This window comes from Paenibacillus sp. P46E, from assembly GCF_001909095.1.
GTDB lineage: Bacteria > Bacillota > Bacilli > Paenibacillales > Paenibacillaceae > Paenibacillus_AQ > Paenibacillus_AQ helianthi.
The window spans coordinates 84,923-103,717 of record NZ_LVYZ01000099.1; the positions used below are offsets into that span (position 1 = coordinate 84,923).

Consider the following 18,795-nt stretch of genomic DNA (forward strand, 5'->3'; position numbering starts at 1 on the left):
GTGTGGACCTCCAATTCATATAATCGGAGGGTGAATGGTTTATAGGGAAAGATCCAAATGGGGTAAAAGTGAAAAACTTAGGGGAATGCGCTCATTATAGCGGGTTCTTTTCCTTTTGACAATTGAAAGTTGAGGGGAAGGCACTGCATGTTCTATTTATTGCCTAAATTTAACGAACGGTGATACACTGAGTTGAAAATTGGCTCCGAAGGAGGCGGTCAGGCGCGAATGTCCAAGATACGGATTTTTTATCAAAATCATCTGAAGAAAAAAATGTTTAACAAGATCCTCCTGTTCTACTCCATGGTCATGGTTCTCTTGTTTATTAGTGTCTCTATTCTGGCTTATCGCTATTACGAGCAGCGGCTCGTACGGGAGCAGATGGATGCGAGTCTTCAGGAACTGGACATCATCAGCATCAGTCTGAATCAGCAGAACGAACGGATGTATGGTGCGGTGCAGCAGATTTATACGGATGCGATGATTGGAGACGATCTGAAGTATTTTTTGACTCATGAATATGAGAACTTCCTCAAGTGGCGTCTGAATCAATATGCAAACAGCTACAGGACAGAACGTAACAGCTTTGATTATCATTTGCGACAGCTGCTGAAGGAGGAGGCATCCATCTCGAACATTGTCCTGTACAGCTCGGATCAGGACTTTTTTTACGTTCTGAACCGGGAAACACAGCATTTTTACGATCAGCCGCCGTTATCCGCTGAGCACCAGTACTGGTACGAACGGTTCCAGAATCAGCCTTGGCAGTATACGGGCAACGAGCCGCTATTCAAGGGAAAAGCCATGGGGGAATCAACACCTTACAGTTACGTGAATGTGCTCAAAGATCCTGTGACGCTGAAAGAATACGGTGCCATTCTGTTCGAACTCAACACCAACCGTATTAAAGGGCTGCTGCAGGAAAAGTTGAAAAATACGAGCAGCCGGATCATGCTGATCACATCGCAGGGGCAAGTGATTTTTGATTCGCAGGGGCGATACGATAATACTGTCTATCCCTACTGGAAGCAGATGACGAAGCCTGGAGATTGGGTGAATCTGGAGGAACGTTCAAAAGTACAATTGCTGAATATCGGGAATACAGGAATGGCCGCTGCTGCTATTATTCCGGAGTCTCAAATTGTACAGAGCCTTCAGACCTTACGGTTTAGTCTTACAGGGATCGTGATCTTATGCATCATGATCAGCATCTCCGTGACATTCACCGTTATCCGCCGCTACTCCAAAAAAATCCACAGAATTATCGTCTACATGCGGCGCTGGCAGGAGGGTGATTTGAGCAAGCGGATCAAAATGGAAGGGGAGGACGAACTGCAGCAGATCTCGCAAAGCTTTAACCATATGTGTGACCGGCTGGAGTCCTATATCCAGACTGTCTACATCTCTGAGATCAAGCAGAAAAATGCACAGCTCGTGGCTCTGCAGGCGCAGATTAATCCGCATTTCCTGTATAATACGCTCGAGAGTATACGCATGAAGGCCATCAGTTCTGGGGCCAGGGATGTCGGTCAAATGATATATATTCTCGCCACAATGTTCAGGCATTTGGTCAAAAAACAGACCCATGTCACGTTGGCAGAAGAAATCGAACTGTGCGGGATGTATTTGGCCTTAATCCAATACCGGTACGAGAATAAGCTGCAGGTGGAAACGAATATCGAGATGGCAGTCGCCGGCACCATCGTAGTGAAATTGCTGATTCAGCCGATTATCGAAAATTACATCGTTCACGGCTTTCGGGCGGATGATGACGATAACCGGATTTCCATAACGGCTGCAGAACAGGGGAGACATATCATTATTCGTGTGCAGGATAACGGCAAGGGCATTGCGCCTGAGAAAATGATCGAGCTGCGCAAGGCGCTGCGAAATGAGGGGGGAGCACCCTTGCTATCCAGTGATTCTCTGGGTCTAAAAAATGTACATGAACGTATTCGTTTGAATTATGGCAGCGAGTATGGAATAAGTGTGATCAGCGAGCAGGGTAACGGTTGTGAAGTCATCATCGAAATTCCATTCACAAGGGAGGACTAACCGAATGAGGAACGTATTGCTGGTGGATGATGAGCCACTCATTGTCCAAGGGATGCAGTCCATCATCGATTGGAATGCGAATCAAATGCAAATTGCAGGTACAGCACGAAATGGCGTGGAAGCGCTAGCAACGCTGGACGGCTTATCCGTAGATTTAATTATCACGGACATCATGATGCCCCGGATGACAGGACTTGAGCTGATCCGGGAAGTCAAAGTACGCAGTCCCCTCACTAAGTTCATCATTCTGAGCGGTTACGAGGAATTCAATTACGTGCGGGAAGGCATCACGCTGGGTGTCGAGAACTATTTGCTCAAGCCGGTCAATATCGGCGAATTAGAAGCGACGATTAAGCATATGCAGCATGATTGGGAGCGGGAGGAAGTCAGACAAATCCATATAGATCAGAGCTGGCGGATTCTGAGAACCAATATATTGCAGCGGTGGGCGAACGAAACCATTGATGCCCAAGAGTTCCGGGAGCGTGCGCAGCTGCTGGAAATCCCTTTAACCAAGTCACGTTACAGTGCTGCTGCGCTGCGGATTGTAACCGGTCACGATATGGAGGAACCACAGTTGTACAGACCCATTATCGCTGAGCAATGTGAAATCATAGGCGGGGAATATGTACCGGACGGCTGTGAGATCATCTGTTTTCCTGATCAGGAAGGAGATATCATTGTGCTGTTCGCTTCAACCGGCAGGGAAGAAGAAGAATGGGAATATCATGCGCTGTGCGGGATGAAGCAGTGGATCGTCTCTAATACAGGAGCCTGTGTATGGGGGGTGAAGGGACAGTCCGAGCAATCCTATCTGGGATTTCCGCAAAGCTGCAGACAAGTGAAGCTGTGGTTTCAGAATCATTTGTTAGGCGATTCAGAGACTGTCTTAGTGACAGTGGACAACGGAAGTGAAGCTGATCTTGCGTATGAAAAAAGAGAGCCCGCTATGGATCAATTCCATAAGTTGCTCCGGGACGGGCAGCGTCTTGAGGTTGACGGGTTCATCGACGACTTCTTTGATGCTCAGGCAGAGGCCGGGCACTCCGCAAGAATGCCGTTTTTCAACTCCGCTATTCAGCTTATGCTGGCGGCCAAGACTCTGGAAAAGACACCGGATTACGGAGAGGTATTCGGTCCCTTATCCAGAATTCATACTCGCAGCGGGCTGAAGCAGCTGGTGACAAATGTGGTCCATCAAACCCTCGATACTTACCATGCGGCAGAAAGAGACTATAGCCCCCATGTAATGGCTGTACTGGATTTTGTAAAAAACACCTACAAAGAGGAGCTTTCGCTGAAGACGCTCAGCCAGAAGTTGGACCTTCATCCCAACTATCTGGGGCAGTTGTTTCAACAGGAGGCGGGCACCAGCTTTTCCGATTATGTCAATCAGTACCGGATTGAACGTGCCACCCATCTGCTGCTGTACTCGGACAAAAAGACGGCGGAGGTGGCAACGGAGGTTGGCTATTGGGATACTTCCTACTTTTACAGACAGTTCAAGAAATATGCCGGCGTTTCCCCGACGGAGCTGCGTTCAATGTATATGAAAAAGTAGGCTGCGGCCTGCTTTCTACCAAAACACACCTTGCAAAGGTGTGTTTTTTAGTGAAATGAAGGCGCTATCTTTAATTAATCCATCATTTTATTGTATTTTTCAACTTTCTCGGCGGCTGCCCGGCTTTCATAATAAAGACAGGGGTGAACGGGAAGATCCAAAACACCGAATGAGCTGAAGTTAACCATTGTTGATTATAGGGGATGAACAGTGGATGAACTCAGCTGCAAGTGAATCAAAGGAGGGACAGCCGTGCAAGGCATCTTGAAGAAACTGATAAAGAATAGGGCGTTTCTTCTGCTGGTATTACCGGGAGCAGCGTGGTTTATTATTTTTGCATATTTGCCGATGTTTGGGACGATTATTGCCTTTAAGGATTTCCGGATTCATCCGGGGGGATTTTTTGAAAGCGTTTTAAAAAGTGAGTGGGTCGGGTTCAAAAATTTCGAGTTTCTGTTCTCGACAGATGATGCTTATATCATAACGCGCAATACGATTCTGTATAACGTCGGTTTGATCATGCTTGGACTGGTGCTCGCGGTTACGCTTGCCATCATTATGAATGAGCTGTTAAACAAACGGCTGGCGAAATTTTACCAAACTGCGATGTTTATGCCGTATTTCCTCTCATGGGTTATTATTAGCTATTTTGTATTCTCGTTCCTCAATGTAGAAAAGGGCGTGTTCAACCAGCTCCTTGTCTTCTTTGGCGAAGACCCGGTCAGCTGGTATAGTGAGACGAAATTCTGGCCGTATTTTCTTATCTTTCTGGGTCTCTGGAAAAATGCCGGATACGGGAGCGTCGTCTATCTTGCAGCAATCGCCGGCATCGACCGCTCTTATTATGAGGCGGCAATGATCGACGGTGCCACCAAATGGAATCAGATCCGGTTTATTACACTGCCGATGCTGAAGCCGCTTATGATCATTTTGACAGTTCTGGCACTCGGCGGCATCTTCCGCTCGGATTTCGGGTTATTCTACCAGGTTCCGCGGGATTCCGGCGCATTGTATCCGGTCACTAACGTTATTGACACATTCGTGTATCGGGGATTGACGATCATGGGCGATACAGGTATGAGTACGGCTACGGGTCTATATCAATCCGTTGTCGGTCTGATTCTCGTTCTGCTCGCGAATTATGCGGTACGCAAAATTGAAAAGGATTATGCCGTATTCTAAAAAATCGGCAAGGGGGTGCTGCAATGAATGACTTAAGCAAATCAATGGAGAGAACAGTGCTCTCTGCTCCCGGGAAAAAGAAAGCCAGGGACATCAATGCGATTAGTCCATTATGGAATTTTATATTTAATGTGGGTGTGGGCTTATTCGCCCTATCCTGTATCTTCCCGTTTATTTTTATCATTGTCATTTCGTTTACGGACGAGAAGACATTGGCTCTCAACGGCTTCAGCATTCTGCCCGAGGTGCTCAGTCTGGACGCCTACCGGTTTCTGATGCGGTCCGGTGAGCAAATGGTTCAATCCTTGGGTGTGACCCTGGCTGTAACGGTCATTGGAACCGTTCTGACGCTGTATCTCGTTTCTACATATGCGTACGCAATCTCACGCAAGAACTTTGACCAGCGCCGGTTCTTCAGCTTTCTCGCTTTCTTCACCATGCTGTTCTCCGGAGGGCTGGTCCCGGGATATATCGTTGTTACGCAAGTACTCCATTTGCGGGATACCCTTTGGGCGCTGATCTTCCCGTCTATTCTGAACGCCTTCTATATTATCGTCATGCGCACCTTTTTTACGACAACGGTACCGGATGCGATCATTGAATCGGCCAAGATCGACGGAGCAACCGAATTCGGCATTTACACACGTATCGTGCTGCCAATCTCGCTGCCGGGTATTGCGACTATCGGGCTTTTCAGTACACTTGGTTTCTGGAATGACTGGTTCAATGCGCTTCTGTATATTGATAATCCTAATTTAATACCACTGCAGACACTTTTAATCCGGATTCAGAACAATATGGATTTCATCGTACAGAACAGCAGCCAGGTAGTATCTTACGATATTGCTGCGACCTTGCCGACAGAGACCGTACGTATGGCTATGGTTGTGCTGGCTACACTGCCAATCGCACTGGCGTATCCTTTTTTCCAAAAGTATTTTATCCAAGGGCTTACGATTGGTTCGGTTAAAGAATAAGTTGGATAAGTTGTATCTGCCCGATCCAGGGCAGTAACAATAGATATTTATATTGATTAGGGGGAGACATATGAAGTCCAAGAAAATGGTATTGCTGATGGTTGTGTTTCTGTTTGCACTCGCTTCCACATTGGCTGGTTGTGGCAACAACAACACGAAGGAGAACGGTAATGGGAATAAGCCGTCCGGGTCCCAATCAGCCAACTCAACTGAATCCGGCGATCAGACCGGGGATAAGCTGGAACCGGTGAAGCTCAAGGTATACCTGATCGGTGGTCCACAGCGTGACCTGCCAACGGTTCAAGAGGAAATGAATAAATATTTGACGGACAAAATCAATGCAACCGTTGACATCACAATGATTGACTGGGGCGACTATTCGAAACGGTTGCCGGTAATCACTGCTTCCGGGGAGAATTATGATATCGCCTTTACCTCCTCCTGGGCTTTTGACTATCTGCCGAATGCGACTCGGGGTGCATTTTTGCCAATCAATGATTTGCTGGAAAAATACGGTCAGGATATCATAAAAGAGCTCGACCCGCGTTTCCTGACTGGATCGCAGGTGAATGGTAAAAATTATGCTGTGCCGGTCAACAAGGAGTTGGCCTCGCAGTGGGTATGGCGATTCAACAAACAGTATGTTGATAAGTATAAGATGGATATTACCAAAATCCGTACCCTAGAGGATCTCGAACCATATTTGAAACAAATCAAGGAAGGCGAGCCGGCAGACATTACACCACTGGCCGTACCGAAAGGCTTCAAGCCTTATATGCCTTTTGACTTCCTCCTGGGCGATGAATTCCCGGTTGGGATAAACATGAACTCAACGGATGGGAAGTACGTCAATATCCTTGAATCCGACGAACTGAAAAGCTCGCTCAAAACCATTCGGAAATACTATCAAGCCGGTTATCTGCGCAAAGATGTCGCAACTCTGGAAGGTATTGATAACATCAAGACAGGCAAATGGTTCGCGGACCGCGAGCAAACGCAGCCTTATGCAGAATTGGGCTGGTCGAGAAGTGCGGGCTATGACATCGTGACCTCGCCTATGCAGGATCCGGTTATCTTCACAGGCTCCGCTACCGGTTCTATGCACGCAATCTCGGCGAATTCCAAAAATCCGGAGCGTGCGATGATGTTCTTGAACCTGCTCAATTCGGACAAATATTTGCGCAATCTGATCAACTACGGTATCGAAGGCACACATTACAAGAAGATCTCTGAAGACGTCATTGAAGATCTGCCGGCCATGAAAGACGGTTATCAGATGCCGGGATTCGCACTAGGCAATCTGTTCCTGACCTACAGCCACAAGGAAGATCCTGCAGATAAATGGCAAGCGTTCAAGGAGTTCAACAATTCCGCGAAGGTGGCACCAAGCTTTGGCTTCAACTTCAACCCTGATCCAGTGAAGACAGAAGTAGCGTCTATCTCGGCGATCGTAAAAGAATTTTATCCACCTATCATGACAGGTGCAGTCGACCCGGATGAACATCTGCCGAAGGCAATCGCCAAGATGAAGGATGCCGGTCTGGATAAAGTCATTGCCGAAGCACAGAAGCAATATGACGAGTGGAAAGCAGCCCATAAATAGGCTGACATTCACATCAATTGATCCATTGGAGGAGGATGGCATGAAAAAGATAGGTGCAGGTTTTATCTTCTTAGTTGTGATATGTGCTGCATTATCCACTTCTGCGTTAGCCAAACAGCCTTATTCATCCTATTGGTTTCCAGAGCAATTGCTTCAGTGGAGTCCGGCATCAGACCCGGACGCCGCTTTCAACCGCAGTACTATCCCGCTGCAGGACCGTTTTGTGGGAGCAGGGGTCAACTCTCATGCGACTAAAGCGCCGAAAGTCATGGCTTTATCAGCAATGAATCCGGGAACAAGCGGAGTCCCCTCCCAGGGCTCGGACAAATTCGGGGCAAACACGTTTACCTATTGGCAATATGTTGACCAACTGGTCTATTGGGGCGGCTCGGCCGGGGAAGGGATCATCGTGCCTCCAAGTGCCGATACGATCGACGCTGCTCATAAGAATGGCGTGCCGATCCTCGGAACGGTGTTCTTCCCGCCAGCCGTGTATGGCGGTAAATATGAATGGGTGAAGGAAATGCTGGAGCAGAAGAGTGACGGCTCCTTTCCTGCCGCTGACAAGCTGATCCAGGTTGCGGAGTACTACGGATTTGACGGCTGGTTCATTAACCAGGAGACAGAGGGTGGAACGCCGGCTGACGCACAGCAAATGAAGGCTTTCCTGAGTTATCTGGAATCGCACCAAACTGCATCTCTGCACACCGTATGGTACGATTCGATGACCAAAGAAGGCAGTATCAGCTGGCAGAATGCCCTAAATGATAAGAATGCGATGTTCTTGCAGGACAATGGAAAGCAGATATCAGACAGTATGTTCCTGAACTTCTGGTGGAAGGATCTTGGAAGCTCGGCGGAAAAGGCCAAAAGCTTGGGCAGAAGCCCATTTGCCCTGTATGCAGGCATTGACGTTGAAGCCAAAGGTTACGATACGAAGGTGAACTGGAATCTGTTGTTCCCGGAAGGGAAGCCTGCAGTCACATCTCTGGGGATTTACCGCCCGGACTGGGCATTTAACAGTGCGGAGAGTATGGAGGATTTCTTCATCCGCGAGAACAAGTTCTGGGTGGGTCCTAACGGAAATCCGGGCAATACCGCGAGCAACCAGACCTGGAAAGGAATCGCGAACGATGTGGTGGAAGCATCCCCTGTAAATAAGCTGCCCTTCATCACCAGCTTCAACACTGGAAGTGGACAGAAGTATTACGTTCACGGGAAGCAGGTACGGGATAAAGGATGGAATAACCGGAGCCTGCAGGATATCCTGCCGACATGGCGCTGGATCGCAGACAGCAAAGGAACACCGCTCACACCGGTGCTGGATTGGTCCGATGCGTATTACGGCGGAAGCTCGTTGAAGGTATCAGGTGTTCTGAGTCATGACAATGCGACACATCTGAAGCTCTATAAAACAGATCTGAAGATCGAAGCAAGTACGAAGCTGTCGGTTACGTACAAAACACAGAACAAGCCGAGTCTGAAGGTTGGCCTTGCTTTCGCAGACCAACCCGACCAATTTGTCTTTCTTAACGTGAAGGATAAAACATCACCAGGCTGGACTACAGAAACACTGAATTTGACCCCCTATAAAGGGAAACGGATCGTGGCGTTGTCACTGTATTTTGATACCAGGGATACGATAAGTGATTATGCCATACACATTGGCCAGCTCGCCATCCAAAATGCCAATGACTCGATTCAGCCGCTCCCGGCGGTTAGTGAGCTGAAAGCCACTTCTTCTGATTTCCGCAATGGAATCTATGGAGATGCCAGATTGCAGTGGAATCCGCTTGATCAGCAGGTGAAGCAGTATGAAATCTACCGGGTATTGCCCGATGGCAATGAGGTGCTAATGGGGGCAACGCCGAATCATGTGTTTTACGTCCCTGAGATGAGAAGAATAGACAAGGAAGCGGTAACAGTATTGAAGGTCGTTGCGGTCAATGGAAGATACGGGCAAGGTCAGGCCTCCAGCGTGAAGATCAGCTGGCCGGCTTATCCGAAGCCGACTGCAGACTTCAAGGCCGGTCGGACGCTGGTGGCTCCAGGTGAGAGTGTAAACTTCACCGACCTGTCGACTGAAGTGACAGAAGGCTGGTCATGGACCTTCGACGGCGGAAGCCCGGCTGTCAGCACCACGAAGAATCCGGTGGTAATGTTCAATCAGGAAGGTGTATACAGCGTGACACTGACTGCAACTAACAGCTCGGGCCAAGACACAATGTCAAAAAAGGCACTAATCACAGTAAGCAAGGAAGCCGGATCAGTGAAGAATCTGGCACTTGGTAAATCTGTAACAGCCGATCAGGCCTGCGGGGATAAGGAAGGAGCACCGAATGCCGTAGACGGTAAAGTGACGGACAACAGCAAATGGTGCGCGCTTGGCAATCTGCCTCACTGGCTTCAAGTCGATCTGGGCGCCGAGCATCCAATCAGTGCCTTTGTCATCAAGCATGCTGAGAGCGGAGGAGAATGGTCCGGGTTCAATACCAGCGATTATACTATTCAGGTGAGCAGTGACGGTACGAACTGGACCGATGCCGTCAAGGTCCAAGGAAACACGGCAGCAGAGACGACTGAGGCGATTGCGCTAGTTAAAGCCCGCTATGTAAAACTGATCATTACTAAGCCCTCACAGGGGGCCGATACAGCCGCGCGAATCTATGAGTTTGAAGTTAAGGGACTGTAATCATACACATAAAATATCATCCTTATAATGAAGCAAATAAACCGTACGCCCTTCATAAGGCATACGGTTTATTTGCTATAGCTATTGGATCACTTCATAACGTGCTAATGGCTGGCAAACAAAAAAGTTACTCAACTTAGCAAAAAAAAAGAAATAAAGAGTATTTAAGTATATTATAATTGACAAGTATGACTTAGATTAAATGAAAAGGTGAGACTAATGAAAAGGGAGTTATACCATTTAATCCAAATGGGCATCTTTGCAAACAATTGGAGGTTGAATAAGATTGAATAGGCATGAAAAAAGCAGCAATGCACCAAGCCTGCTTCGCAATCGGTTCCTGCAGACCATTCTATTATCAAGCGTGCTGCTACAGATCGGCATTTGGGTCCGTAATTTCGCTATTCTCCTGTATGTTGCGGAAAAAACAAACAATGATCCCTACGCCATTTCACTGATCAGCGTAGCAGAGTTCGCACCTATTTTTGTTTTTTCGTTCATCGGAGGTACCTTTGCCGACCGCTGGAAGCCGAAGCGAACGATGATCTGGTGCGATTTATTATCTGCGGTATCCGTATTCGCAGTACTTTTGACCATACATTTCGGTTCATGGCATTCCGTCTACCTTGTAGCATTCATATCAGCGATTCTATCGCAGTTCTCACAGCCCTCAAGCATGCGATTGTTTAAGTATCATGTACCGGAAGAACAGTTGCAGCAAGGGATGGCTCTATTCCAATCGCTCATGGCTATCTTCATGGTGCTCGGCCCTATGCTCGGCACCTTCGTGTACAGCACGTTTGGCCTTGAAACGTCGATTGCTATAATGGGCGTGGTCTTTCTGCTGTCCGCACTCGTCCTTATTCGCCTGCCTGAGGATCATTTGAAACCTCAAACGGCCGCTGGAAAAGGGCAATTCCGTAAGGATTTCAATGAAGGCTTCCGCTATGTCTGGCACAGTAAAGTACTGCGCATGCTCGGTCTCGCGTTTATTCTCGCCGGACTCGCAGTTGGGGTTGCCCAAGCGCTCAACTTGTTTATCGTAACGGAGCGGCTGGGCAAAAGTAAGGAGTTCCTGCAATATCTGCTGATGGTGAATGGCGCAGCCATGCTGATCGGCGGCGGGATCGTAGCCGTCTTCGCGAAACGGGTTCCGCCGCAGCTTCTGCTGGCAATAGGTATGCTGGCAGGCGCAATTTGCACTGTCATTGTCGGATATTCGACTAGTGTTCCGCTCACGCTGACCGTTCAATTCCTGAATGGGCTTGTATTCCCTTGCATTCATATCGGGATCAGCACAATGATCCTGAAATGGTCACATAGCTCCATTGTCGGCCGGGTAAATGGGGTTCTGAATCCGATGTTCGTAGGCATGATGGTCATTTCCATGTCTTTCGCTGGCGCGTTAAAGGATGCCTTTTCGCTAGGTACAATCTATAGCGGGGCAGGATTATTATTTTTTCTTGGTGCACTGGTCATGGTGCCGATTATGAACCAAAAAGCACCGGATCACTCACATGTTGCACAAGAGGCATAATATTGCGATGTGTATAAGGTTGTATACAGAAGAGCCCGTGTACGGTTCCTTCGCGATAGGGATTCTAACGTAACCAATAGACTGCTCCCCCGGGGCGGTCTATTGGTTGTTCCAACCTCTATTTCTTCGTACGAATCTGAAAAACCTTCCTCGGCCTCACCGCCCGAGTTACACCACACCCTGCTTCGCCTTCATGCATTTCAGATTGTAAGTCCGCCCATAGGCCTTGCCATATCTAACGATTCGGTTGATCATACGACGGTCCTGCAGTTTGGTGAACGGGCAGGGATCGGGAGCTGTATTCACTTCCAAGATCCAGGGCTTCAGATGCCGGTCCAAGGCAATATCTGCACCGATTTCCTGAAGGCCGGGGAAGGCAGTGCTTAACTGATGAGCGGACTTCACTCCAATTTCCTTCATTGCTGCGATCAATGCTGCACGCTTTTCTACATTTGTGTAGGCGTTCAACAACACCTCAACCGGATAAATAGTCCCGCCTTGACTGCCGTTGGTTACCACCTTGTGAGGATGCGCCACGCGTCCTGCAATCCCCGTAGCCTCCCACTCCCTCTTAAGATTCCGTTGCACCATCACCCGGATATCGAAGGGACGGCCATCATAGGTAAGCAGCCGGATTCCCTTTTGAACTAAATAGGATCTTTCTTTGGTTTCCCTATAGATTGCACGATAGGCGGTGTCGTAATCGGAGAATCTATGCACTTGCGAACCGGATTGATAGCGGTAGGACATCTCTTGCCCCGGGTCATGATCTCTTCCGCTGGTGCGTTTCAAGCATTTGACCGGAAGTTTATCAACCCGGATCACCCCCTGCCCCAATGAACCGCAGCATGGCTTAATGTACACCATGTGATATTTTTGCAGCATCTCTTTTAACACGCTAGGATTCATTTTTCTCGTTACCGGGATATGCATCCTTAATTCTTGGCTTCCAGCCAGCACCTTTGTTTTCGTCAGCTTGTTGGATATACGTGTGATTTGTTCCTTCATTTTGTCCCTCCGTCGCAATAAGCCTATAGGCTATCTTACGGGGATAGTTGAACTTTTGATTGGGCAGCAGACGGTAAAAGAACACACCCGGAGCGTGCTACATATGATGATTGAAGGTATGTATCTATTAGAGGCTGCAGCATGCAGTAGAGCGGGAGGCGGCGAAGATGCTGCTGGACAAATTACAGGATAAAGTGCTTGAGGTTATCGGGGTATTTCCCTGGTACAAGGGGTTGACCGGCGGTGGACAAACTAATTACAGCCTTCAGAAGCTTCCGCTGCTGACGACGGAGATTCTTGAAACCTATTATTATACAGAGCCAGCTGACCCTTCTCTTGCCGTATACAGGACATCGGGCACAAGCACTGGCGACCGGAAGGCGATTCTCTACTCGGAAGAAGATGACCAGCACTACATAGATATCAAAACAAAGCTGTTCGGTGAGCTTATCGCAGGAAGCGGGTGCACAAGAGCTTTGGCAGACATGGGTACCGGACATGCAGCGAACACTGCGCTAACCATATTTGAACGGCTGGGCCTGGAAAATAGCTCGATCCCCTTTGAACTGCCGATTCAGCAGCATATTGAACAGCTTGAGGCGTTTCAGCCGGACCTGCTGTATACGATGCCTTCTATCCTCGACCACATCGTATATGCTACGGATAATCCGCTTGCCTTCGGAATCCGCAAGATCATTCTGGTCGGGGAAATCGCCACACCTGAGTGGCAGTGCAACATGGCCCGCCTGTTCGGTCTGGAGCCTCGTGACATCATCGATACGTACGGCTCCATTGAAATCGGGACGATTGCTTATTACTCCCATGATCTTGGCCGGTATATTCTCGCTGACGGCATTTATGCGGAAGGGATTGGAACACAGGAGTTAGGCGGGGAATGGAGACCACTGGCAAAGGACGAGAGTATCCTGGTGCTTACCTCAAGCGTCCGCAAGATGCTGCCTGCCATCCGTTTTGTTACCTATGACGTTGTAAGAGACTTCAGGCCTGTGATGGATGGCGGTGTAGAGAGGCAGAGCTTTGCGTCTATTGTCAAACGGGTGGGCCGGGAATTGAAGCACGGGGAAAAAATCAGCCTGTACGATATTGAACGGGTTGTATACCGTCATCTTGAGGATGCGATCATCCGCGTAAGCGTAGAAAACAATGCGCTGACTGTATACATTCAGAGCAAATCTGCGAAAAACTCTGCTATTCCGGCCATCCGGGAGGAAATCGGGGAGTGCATTCCCGAAATCGGCAGAATGATTCGTAACCATCTGCTTGATGCGATTGAGGTCATTATCGTAGCTGCGGAGGAGCCACTGGAGCGCGGGCAGGTGAAGAACAAAAAACTGTATTACCAGAAAGACAAAGATAATAGCAGACCAGATATATACCTGAATGGCGGAATTTTGTCGGCCATCGGAAACACGCCCTTAATCAAGCTGAGTAACTTGTTCCAGAAAAGCGGATTTGAGGTTTACGCAAAAATGGAGCTGCTGAACCCCGGCGGAAGTGCGAAGGACCGTCCGGCTCTGCGGATGATCCGGGAAGCCTGGAAGGAAGGGGTCATTGGGCCGGGAACTTCCGTCATTGAATCGAGCTCGGGAAATATGGCGATCAGCCTGGCGATGATTTGCAAGGTTTTGGGGATGCGTTTTATCAGCGTGGTCGACCCCAGAACAACAGACACGAATCTGCAAATCCTGAAGGCATTGGACGCAAAAATAGATCTGGTCCCGGGTCCCGACCCCGAAACAGGCGAGTATTTACCCGCCAGGCTGAACCGTGTGCAGCAGCTGCTGGCGGAAATACCGGGCAGCTACTGGCCGAATCAGTATGCGAATCCCCATAATTATCTGTCCCACTACCATACGACCATGAAGGAAATTGTGGCTGAGCTTGGGCGGGTAGATTATCTGTTCTGCAGCGTCAGTACCTGCGGCACGATTCGGGGCCTCGCGGAATATGCAAGGGATCACGGGCTTAAGACTAAGATCGTGGCTGTTGACGCAGAGGGGAGCGTTATTTTTGGCGGAAATAAGGGCCAGCGGCGCTTCCCGGGACTCGGTGCCGGTATCGTACCGCCTTTCTGCAGAACCGGTCTGATCGACCGTATCATCCATGTCTCGGACTCGGATATTGTCAAAGGCTGCCGGGCACTCGCCCGGAGCGAATCGGTTCTGGCTGGCGCATCCTCCGGGGGAATTATTGCAGCTGTTAAAAAGATGGAGCCGGAATTGACACCGGGATCAGTCTGTGCGGTCATTCTGCATGACAAGGGAGAACGTTACCTCGATACTGTATATTCAGACGCCTGGATTCAGAGCCAATTCGGCCGGGAACTTTCGGCTGAGGACAGAACCGACCTTGGAAGATAAGACAGGATATGGGGAGGAAGCGGGATGCTGTACTTAAACGACCGGGATCTTCGGGAAGTTGGGCTGGATTGGCCTGCCCTTGTGGAGTCGGTAGAGTCTACAGTGCGCATTATGGATTCAGGTGATTACGCCCAGCCAGTAAAGCCATACCTAAGGTATAACAATCCCCGAAACCGGATTATTGCCATGCCAGCGTACGCTGGAGGAGAGGTGAATGCAGCAGGGATCAAGTGGATCTCCAGCTTCCCGGATAATATCCAGGCGGGTCTTCCCCGCGCGCATAGCATTATCGTGCTCAATAATCCCGCTACGGGCGAACCTTCAGCCATCCTCAACTCGCCGATGCCCAGCATTGTAAGGACGGCCTCCATCAGCGGGCTGATGATTCGTTATTTTATAGAGGCACGCCCGCTGGTCCGAATTCATCTAGGCATTATCGGCTGGGGGCCGATTGGTCAGTATCATTTTCAAATGGCTGCAGCATTGTATGGAGACCGGATCGAATCTATCCGTATCTTTGACATAAGGGGAGCAGATTTGTCAGGAATCCCGCCTATATACAGGGACAGGATCGAAGTAGCTAAGACTTGGGCAGATGTCTACCGGCATTCCAATATCTTCATCACTTGTACCGTATCCAATCATCGGTATATTGATCTTCCCCCTGCAAAAGGCAGTCTTTTGCTGAATGTTTCACTGCGTGATTATAAGCCGGAGGCGTTAGCTTCAGTAAAAGCCATCATCGTGGACGATTGGGATGAAGTGTGCCGTGAGAATACCGACATTGAGCAGCTCCATCTGGAGCAGGGACTAACTTGTGAAGGTACGCGAACGATTACCGATGTCGTCAGCCGCCGCTGCTTTGCGGATTTCGCCGCAGATGAGCCGATCTTTTTCTGCCCGATGGGTATGGCCGTCTTCGATATCGCTACAGCGGTGTACTACGTAAAGATTGCAAGGGAAAAAGGGATAGGAACGGAGCTTGAGTAGGGGGTGGGTCTGTCTTACTGAAGCTGTTTCGGTCCCCAAGAGGGTGTTGATATGGCTCATACTTCAGCAGAGGACGGACTGATTGTGGAAAAGCGGCAGCGGCCGCCTTGATCTCCGGATTTTCACCGCTAAGGGGAATGAAAAAAATCTGGAGAGCACAGCGATTGGAACAACGGTCCGTTCGCGCAGCGTCATCACCAAGTTCCCATGTGCATCCTACTTCAAAACCAAGGGGCGTCCCAAGAAGCCATTCATGGCTTTTGGGACGCCCCTGTTTTTTTGCATGATGAGAGATGTATCTGAAATGCATCATAAAGGGAAGTATCAAATAACCCAGACTTTATAAAAGCTAGAAGTTAAAGACTTTACTCCTGTCATAATCTCCTGAAGTCTCCACGTTTTTTGACAGCTAGCACACCACTGAGGCATAGAAGGATTTTCTACCCGGTCAAGACTGGGTGTGTAGGGCTTAATATCCAAAATGGGGGATCCATGCCCGACATCCATATAGGCTAACCCGATCACACCATTTTCTGAGTTCCCTCTCTATCTACGCAAACTTTTCCAATTGATTTAACTGTAAATAATTCCATGAGTAAAACTCCTATTTAGTTTATTACGGCGCCGTTAAATCAATTATATCTTTGTGTTTTTACACTACAAGCGTTATTTTTGATGATCCCCCCTATGTATGTGAACCATGGAAAAATGGATAATAATGTAATTCGGTAGTGTGATCAGCTGTTGTGAAAATGCAAAATCAGCAGAATAAGAAAAATATTTTATTTTATATTGTTAGATTTATTAGAAAAACTGTGTTCATTCTGGTGGGATTTGTAAGATTTAATGAACGTGAAGGATCAATTCCCCGGTTATTTTATCTCTGCCCCAATATAGGATGTTCGGGTGTTGCTATTTTGCGACTGTTGCTGAAAGCGATAGCGGGAAAAGCGGGATTCATATTACCGGTCGATACTGCCTGGGGTAGATATTATTAGGGGGGAATGCTCCCTCATAAGGGGGCTTCCCGTAAGGGGAGTCGCAATTTATCTACAGAAAAACGGCTCGGTTTTAAGCCGTTTTAGGAGCCTTGACCCTATATATTTTCTGTAATACTATGACGGTGTGAAATGTTTCACAATCACTTTTGACCTTAGGCATACTACGGATTTATTGACTTTGTTATGAATGTGAAAATGTTCACGAAAGAGGAGTGGGGAAATGACAAAAGTAATTTCAGCCGCAAAAGCTGCAGAACTGATTCAAGATGGAAGTACAGTCGCAGCAAGCGGTTTTGGATTATCCTGTTGGGCAGAAGAAATGGGTATTGCGATTGAAGAGCGGTTCTTACAAACCGGACATCCGAAGAACTTGACGGTGATGCATGCTAGTGCAGTAGGCAACCGCCGTGATAAAGGAATGACCCACCTGGGTCATGAGGGGTTAATTAAACGCTGGATCGGCGGGATCGCAATCGCTTCCCCCGGCATGGCAAAACTCATCGAAGAAGACAAATGTGAGGCATACAATTTGCCCCAAGGCGTAATCACTCAGCTGTACCGTGAAATTGCAGGTAAACGTCCAGGAGTCATTACTAAAGTGGGTATGGAGACGTTTGTGGATCCCCGGGTAGAAGGCGGAAAAATGTCTCCATCTACAAAGGAAGACATTGTGAAGGTCATTGAACTCGAAGGTGAAGAGTGGTTATTCTATAAATCTTTTCCGATTCAGGTTGGATTGATCCGCGGAACCGTGGCTGATGAAAAGGGGAACTTAACGCTTGAAAAGGAAGGTCTTCATATGGAGGTTCTTCCTATTGCCCAGGCTGTGCGGAACTCCGGAGGTATCGTCATCGCTCAAGTGGAGACGGTTGCCAAGAATGGCACACTGAATCCGAAAGATGTCAAGGTGCCGGGAATTTTAGTGGATTATATTGTGGTCTCTAAACCAGAAAATCACTTCCAGACTGAAAACACCTACTATAATCCGGCATTCTCCGGTCATGTAAAAGTTCCTGTTGAGAACATAGATACCATACCTTTAGATGAGCGTAAAATCATTTCCCGCCGGACTGCAGTTGAACTGGTACCGAACACCATCTTGAACCTTGGCGTAGGAATTCCGGTGAATGTTGCAACTATCGCTGCAGAAGAAGGAGTAAGTGACCAGCTTATTCTAACCACAGAGGCGGGATCCATTGGCGGTGTGCCAGCCAGTCTGAAGGACTTTGGACATGCCTTTAACTCCGAGGCTATTGTAGATCATGATGCACAGTTTGATTTTTATGATGGCGGCGGGATTGATTTATCCGTGCTTGGCCTAGCTCAGACCGACGAATATGGCAATGTGAATGTGAGCAAGTTTGGAACTCGTGTAGCGGGTTGCGGTGGGTTTATCAACATTTCCCAGGCAGCCAAAAAACTTGTTTTTGCCGGAACATTTACCGCGGGCGGTCTTGAGATCAAGGTGGAGAATGGAAAACTGCAAATCGTTCAAGAAGGAAAAGCAAAGAAGTTTATTAAAAAGGTGCAGCAAATCACGTTCAGTGGCTCTTATGCCGCGAAAGTACAACAACCGGTTGTATATGTGACTGAACGGGCAGTGTTCGAACTGCTGGACGGAAAAGTTACGTTAACGGAAATCGCACCAGGGATTGACCTTCAAACGCATATCTTAGACCAAATGGAATTTGAACCGGTTATCTCACCAGACCTCAAAGAAATGGATTCTGCCATGTTCGAGGAACACTGGGGAAAACTGAAGTCTATTATTAACGGGAAAAACTAAAATATACAATAGAGAGGGAAGA

11 protein-coding genes are annotated in these 18,795 nt (G+C 48.3%); 10 read left to right on the forward strand and 1 reads right to left on the reverse strand.

Annotation, left to right across the window (positions count from 1 at the left end):
* The first annotated feature begins 228 nt into the window (after nucleotides 1-228).
* From A3849_RS30390 to A3849_RS30420, 7 genes are all read left to right on the forward strand, one after another.
* Entirely contained in the window at nucleotides 229-2,055 is a 1,827-nt protein-coding gene (locus A3849_RS30390) for a sensor histidine kinase (RefSeq protein WP_074114797.1), read from the forward strand.
* A 4-nt stretch (nucleotides 2,056-2,059) separates the two neighbouring features.
* Nucleotides 2,060-3,616 carry a response regulator transcription factor gene (locus A3849_RS30395; RefSeq protein ID WP_074114798.1) on the forward strand — a complete coding sequence of 519 codons (1,557 nt, stop codon included), beginning with the start codon at nucleotides 2,060-2,062 and terminating at the stop codon, nucleotides 3,614-3,616.
* Between the two features lie 252 nt (nucleotides 3,617-3,868).
* Complete coding sequence (locus A3849_RS30400; RefSeq protein ID WP_074106841.1) at nucleotides 3,869-4,798, forward strand: ABC transporter permease; 930 nt, start codon at nucleotides 3,869-3,871, stop codon at nucleotides 4,796-4,798.
* Between the two features lie 23 nt (nucleotides 4,799-4,821).
* Complete coding sequence (locus tag A3849_RS30405) at nucleotides 4,822-5,775, forward strand: carbohydrate ABC transporter permease (protein WP_074114799.1); 954 nt, start codon at nucleotides 4,822-4,824, stop codon at nucleotides 5,773-5,775.
* Between the two features lie 70 nt (nucleotides 5,776-5,845).
* Nucleotides 5,846-7,378 carry an ABC transporter substrate-binding protein gene (locus tag A3849_RS30410; protein WP_074114800.1) on the forward strand — a complete coding sequence of 511 codons (1,533 nt, stop codon included), beginning with the start codon at nucleotides 5,846-5,848 and terminating at the stop codon, nucleotides 7,376-7,378.
* A 40-nt stretch (nucleotides 7,379-7,418) separates the two neighbouring features.
* Nucleotides 7,419-10,070, forward strand: a complete 2,652-nt coding sequence (locus tag A3849_RS30415; RefSeq protein WP_074114801.1) for an endo-beta-N-acetylglucosaminidase — start codon at nucleotides 7,419-7,421, stop codon at nucleotides 10,068-10,070.
* 286 nt (nucleotides 10,071-10,356) lie between these two features.
* Entirely contained in the window at nucleotides 10,357-11,607 is a 1,251-nt protein-coding gene (locus A3849_RS30420) for an MFS transporter (protein WP_074114802.1), read from the forward strand.
* Nucleotides 11,608-11,775: 168 nt separating this feature from the next.
* On the opposite strand, the gene A3849_RS30425 is transcribed toward A3849_RS30420, so the two are convergent.
* Nucleotides 11,776-12,615 (reverse strand): YheC/YheD family protein, encoded by an 840-nt coding sequence (locus A3849_RS30425; protein WP_074114803.1) that lies wholly within the window; start codon nucleotides 12,613-12,615, stop codon nucleotides 11,776-11,778.
* A gap of 167 nt (nucleotides 12,616-12,782) precedes the next feature.
* Between A3849_RS30425 and sbnA the strand changes: the two genes are divergently transcribed.
* From sbnA to A3849_RS30445, 3 genes are all read left to right on the forward strand, one after another.
* A complete protein-coding gene (gene sbnA, locus A3849_RS33910; RefSeq protein ID WP_306010724.1) occupies nucleotides 12,783-14,996 on the forward strand; it encodes a 2,3-diaminopropionate biosynthesis protein SbnA in 2,214 nt (737 codons plus the stop codon).
* 24 nt (nucleotides 14,997-15,020) lie between these two features.
* Entirely contained in the window at nucleotides 15,021-15,986 is a 966-nt protein-coding gene (locus tag A3849_RS30435; protein WP_074114804.1) for a 2,3-diaminopropionate biosynthesis protein SbnB, read from the forward strand.
* Nucleotides 15,987-17,207: 1,221 nt separating this feature from the next.
* Nucleotides 17,208-18,773, forward strand: a complete 1,566-nt coding sequence (locus A3849_RS30445) for an acyl CoA:acetate/3-ketoacid CoA transferase (RefSeq protein WP_074114806.1) — start codon at nucleotides 17,208-17,210, stop codon at nucleotides 18,771-18,773.
* The last annotated feature ends 22 nt before the right edge of the window (nucleotides 18,774-18,795 follow it).

What these genes read in the sequence shown, in the direction of transcription:
- A3849_RS30395 (WP_074114798.1), top strand. Translation starts at nt 2,060, where the DNA reads ATGAGGAACGTATTGCTGGTGGATGATGAGCCACTCATTGTCCAAGGG.
- A3849_RS30410 (WP_074114800.1), top strand. Translation starts at nt 5,846, where the DNA reads ATGAAGTCCAAGAAAATGGTATTGCTGATGGTTGTGTTTCTGTTTGCA.
- A3849_RS30435 (WP_074114804.1), top strand. Translation starts at nt 15,021, where the DNA reads ATGCTGTACTTAAACGACCGGGATCTTCGGGAAGTTGGGCTGGATTGG.
- A3849_RS30405 (WP_074114799.1), top strand. Translation starts at nt 4,822, where the DNA reads ATGAATGACTTAAGCAAATCAATGGAGAGAACAGTGCTCTCTGCTCCC.
- A3849_RS30425 (WP_074114803.1), bottom strand. Translation starts at nt 12,615, where the DNA reads ATGAAGGAACAAATCACACGTATATCCAACAAGCTGACGAAAACAAAG.
- A3849_RS30415 (WP_074114801.1), top strand. Translation starts at nt 7,419, where the DNA reads ATGAAAAAGATAGGTGCAGGTTTTATCTTCTTAGTTGTGATATGTGCT.
- A3849_RS30445 (WP_074114806.1), top strand. Translation starts at nt 17,208, where the DNA reads ATGACAAAAGTAATTTCAGCCGCAAAAGCTGCAGAACTGATTCAAGAT.
- sbnA (WP_306010724.1), top strand. Translation starts at nt 12,783, where the DNA reads ATGCTGCTGGACAAATTACAGGATAAAGTGCTTGAGGTTATCGGGGTA.
- A3849_RS30390 (WP_074114797.1), top strand. Translation starts at nt 229, where the DNA reads ATGTCCAAGATACGGATTTTTTATCAAAATCATCTGAAGAAAAAAATG.